A 4,590-nucleotide genomic window follows, 5' to 3' on the forward strand; every position below is an offset into this window, starting at 1 on the left:
AACCTGCCGGATAGACCGCCGCCGTCTTGTTCCAGGACATCTGGCGCACGCGTTCTTGGTCGGTCGGCAGCAGCAATTCGCCCAAACGGCATTCGACACCACCGGTCAGCTCAAACAACAAGTGTTGAAAATGCCGGGCGATGCCGGCCACGGCCTCGCCGTCGAAGCGGTCCAGCCAATAACCGTAGGCCAGGCCCAGCGATTCGCCGATGCTGACGTTCAAGGTCAATGGATAATGTGTGGTATCGACGTGACGAGGCATACCGAAGCGCAAACCGCTTTCGCTGTTTTTCAATGCCGCGTCGACCGGAAAATTTTCGAACACCAGCAAGGTATCGAACAGGGCCGCGCCCGCCTGTCCGGCCCAGCGCTGCACATCGTAGAGCGGCGTATGCTCGTAGTCGCGCAACGCCAGGTTTTCCTGCTGCAAATCGCGCAGCCAGTCGCCGACCCGTTGTTCGGCTTTGAGCCGCGCAATCAACGGCAAAGTGTTGATAAACAAGCCGACGATGCCCTCCACGCCGCGCAAATCGGCCGGCCGCCCCGATACCGTCGCGCCCAGCGCCACCGTGTCGCGGCCGCAATAACGGCCGAGCAGCAAAGCCCAGGCCGCTTGCAGCACCGTATTCAGCGTGACGCGCTGTTGCTGGGCAAAGGCCTGCAAACGGGCCGTCGCCGCCGCATCCAGGCGGTAAACAAGGCTGCCGTGGCCTTGGCCGGCCGCCGGCTTGGCCAGCGCGTCGGCCAACAAGGTCGGCTCTTCCAACGCCGACAAACGCCCGCGCCAGAAAGTCTCGCCGGCAGCCGCATCGCAGCGGCTCAGCCAGGCGATGTAATCGCGGTACGAGGCTGCACCGCTGCGGCGCGCGTTGCCGACATAATCGTCCAGAACTTCGCCTAACAGCTGCGAAGTGCTCCAGCCGTCGAGCAGCATGTGGTGGCTGGTCCAAATCCAATGCCAGCGCCATTCCGACAGCCTGACCAATATCATCCGCATCAACGGCGCCCGGGCGTGCTCGAAGCCGCGTGCCCGGTCCTGGTCGCGCAAGCGCTGTAAATCCGCCTCGCCGGTTTCCCGGCCGCGCCAATCGAGAACGTCCAACGGCAACAGCACCTGTTGGTAAACCGCTTGCAACGGCTGTTCGGACTCGCCGCGCCACAAAAAACCGCTGCGCAACAGCGGATGCCGCGTAACGGCCCGATGCCAGGCGGCGGCGAAACGGTCGCTGTCCAGGCCGTCGATGTCCAAACTCATCTGGTTGACGTAAACCCCCGTTTCGGGGGACAGAAGATCGTGAAACAGCATACCCTGCTGCATCGGCGACAGCGGATAAAGGTCTTCGATCTCGGCAATCGCCAGCGGCAGGGCGTCGAGTTGCGTTTGGCTCAAGCCGGCCAGGGGGAAATCCGACGGCGTGGCGCCGGAGGCCCCGCTCAGGCAATGCGCAACGATGTCCAGCAGTTCGTCGCGGTAACGGTCCAGCAGCGTCTGCACGGTTTCATCGCGGTATTGGCTTGCGCTGTAACGCCAACGCAATTGCAGCACGCCGCCCACCACCCGGGCGTTGATTTCCAGCCGGTACGGCAGCGGCGCCTCGGGATCGTGGTCGTCGCCGGCCGTTTCCGGGGCCAGCGCAAAATGGCCGGCTTCGGCGTCGATTTTGCCGAAATAGTTGAAGCCTATTTTCGCTTGCGGCAAGGCATTCAGCGCCGCGCGCTCGCCGTCGCCGGCCAGATACTGCAATACGCCAAACCCCAAACCGGCATCCGGCACGCCGCGCAGGGTTTGCTTGACGGCCTTGATCGCCGCGCCGATGTCCGCAACGGCCGTTAACCTGACCGGATAAACGCTGGTAAACCAGCCGACGCTGCGGCTCAGGTCGATGCCGTCGAAGCCGTGCTCGCGGCCGTGGCTTTCCAAGTCCACGGCCACGTCGCCGCCGCACCAGCCGTTCAACACCCGCGCCAACGCCGTCAGCAGTAAGTCGTTGATTCGGGTTCGGTAGGCGGCGGAGGCTTGCGTCAACAAGCGGTGCGTCCATTCGGCGTCGATTTCCAGCGTCAAGGTGCGCGCGTCGCCGAAGCGGCCGTTGTCTTGCGCAAAATCTTTCGGCGGTTCGGCGGCGCTTCGCAATACGGCTTGCCAGTAAGGCAATTGCTCCTTTAGGGTTTCGTCAGCGGCGTAGTCGTGCAGCCGCCGGCTCCATTGTTGCATCGGCGCGGTCTTGGCCGGCAGCGATTCGGCTCCGCCATACAAGGCTTGCAGGTCTTCCAGCAAAATGCGCCAGGACACGCCGTCGACCAGCAAATGGTGCGCGGCCAGCAAGAGGCGCTGGCTGCCGTCGGCAACCTCGATCAAGACGGTTTTGAACAATGGGCCGTGCTCCAAATCCAGGCTGCGTTGAACCCGATCCGCCAGCGCGGCCACGGCGACGACGTCTGCGGCGTACAGATGTTCGAACGCCGGCGCCGCACCGGCCTCGGCGTAATATTGGCGCCAAGCGCCCTGCTCCAAACGGTAACGCAGGCGCAAACCGTCGTGGTGTTCAATCAAACGGCCAACCGCGCCCGCCAATCGAGCGGCGTCGAATGCAAAAGTCGGTTGCAACAGCAGCGACAAATTCCAATGGCTGCGCTTGGGCATCTCCTGCGCAAAAAACTGCGCCTGGATCGCCGTCAACGGCGCTTCACCGGCGACTTCGATCGGCTGATCAATCATTGCTTGCGCCGGCATCGCCTGTGCATTGGCCGCCAGTTTGGCCACGGTCTGGTGCAGGAACAAATCCTTGGGGGTAAGCGACCAGCCGGCTTGGCGGGCGCGGCTGACCAGCCGGATCGCCATGATCGAATCGCCGCCCAATTCGAAAAAATTGTCGTCGGCGCCGACTCGATCGACACCGAGCACCGCCTGCCAAATCGCCGCCAAATCGCGCTCGGCCTGGGATTGCGGCGCCCGGTAGGCGTCGCCGGCCAGGCAATCCGGCTTGGGCAAGGCATGACGGTTCAGCTTGCCGCTGGTCAAACGCGGCAGTTGCGCCAGCATTTGCACGTGCGCCGGCACCATGTAGTCCGGCAGGCGTTGGCACAGATGTTTTTTCAGACTCTCGGCATCGGTTGCGCCGACCGCGTAGAGCAATAAACGCTTGGCGCTACCCTCGCCGTCCGCTACTGCTACGGCCTCGGCGACGCCGGGATGCGCCAGGGCCTGGGCTTCGATTTCGCCCAACTCGATTCTGAAACCGCGCAACTTGATTTGCTGGTCGTTACGGCCGAAATAATCGACGTTGCCGTCGTTATGAAAGCGAACCAAATCGCCGGTGCGGTAGAGCCGGCCGCCGTCGGCCGCGAACGGGTCGGGCAGGAAGCGTTCGGCGGTCAGACCCGTCCGATGGTGGTAGCCGCGCGCCAGGCACGGGCCGCCGATATAGAGTTCGCCGATCGCACCCGACGGCAAGGGATTCAGATCCCTGTCCAGTACATAAAGCGTGCGCTCGCCGACGCCGGTGCCGATCGGCGCATAGGCGGTGTCGCAGACGCTGTCCGGCAATGCGGTCCACACCAAAGGCGTAATCAAGGTTTCGGTAGGGCCATAGCCGTTCAGGATCGGCGCGTCGCCGACCAAACGGCGGATCTGTGCCAAACCTTCCTTGGATACGGCTTCGCCGCCGACCGAGCAGGCGCGCAGCGGCAGGCGCAAACCGCGCGGTTCGGCCCAGCGGGCGATTTCGATCAGATAGGCGGGCGGCATCTCGAACCAGGTCACGCCGTGGCGGATCAACGTATCGTAGGCTTGGTCGGCGCTCCACATCTCCTCGCGTATCAACAAGCGGCAACCGTTAATCAACGGCACCAGCCATTGCTCCATCGCCGCATCGAAGGTGAAGGCGGCAAAATGCAGGGCCACATCGTCGCATTGCATCGCATAACGCTCGCCGATCGCTAGACAATGCCGGCTCAACGCCCCGTGCGCCACGGCCACGCCTTTGGGGGTGCCGGTGGAGCCGGAGGTCAGGATCAGGTAGGCCAGCTGCTCGGGGTGGATGGCCACCTCGGGCGGGGCAGTCGGTTCGGCAGACAGGTCCAGGCCGGTCAGATTCAGCCCGCCGCCGTGGGCGAGGGCATGGCCTTGATGCAGCACTAAGCGCACCCCGACCTCGTCAATCATCTCGGCCAGCCGCTGTTCGGGTTGCTCGGGGTCGAGCGGCAGGTAGGCCCCGCCCGCTTTCCACACCGCCAGCATCGCCACGATCGTCTCCACGCCGCGCGGCAGCAGCAGCGCCACCCGGTCTTCCCGGCCCAGGCCGAGGCCGATCAGCCGGTGCGCCAAGCGGTTGGCCTGGGCCTCCAGTTCGGCATAGCGCAGGCGGGTGCCGTCAGCGATCAGCGCAATCGTATCAGGCTGCGCCTCGGCCTGGCGCCGGATCAGTTCGTGCACCGGCGTAGAAGGGTCGTAGCGCTTAGCCCAGGTGTTCCAGGCCTGGAGATGTTCGGTTTCTTCGGTGCCGAGCAGCCGGTGCGCGGCAATCGGCGCTTCGGGCTGGGCCAGCAGTTGTCCGAGCAGGTAGGAGTAATGGCCGGCCAGCCGTTCGA

1 protein-coding gene is annotated in these 4,590 nt (G+C 64.3%); it reads right to left on the reverse strand.

The window, feature by feature from the left end; all coding sequences use genetic code 11:
- The coding region (locus tag JJL52_RS20900) for a non-ribosomal peptide synthetase (protein WP_202054459.1) at positions 1-4,590 on the reverse strand (4,590 nt) is incomplete at both ends.

Origin of the sequence: Candidatus Methylomicrobium oryzae (assembly GCF_016745425.1) — a bacterium.
GTDB lineage: Bacteria > Pseudomonadota > Gammaproteobacteria > Methylococcales > Methylomonadaceae > Methylomicrobium > Methylomicrobium oryzae.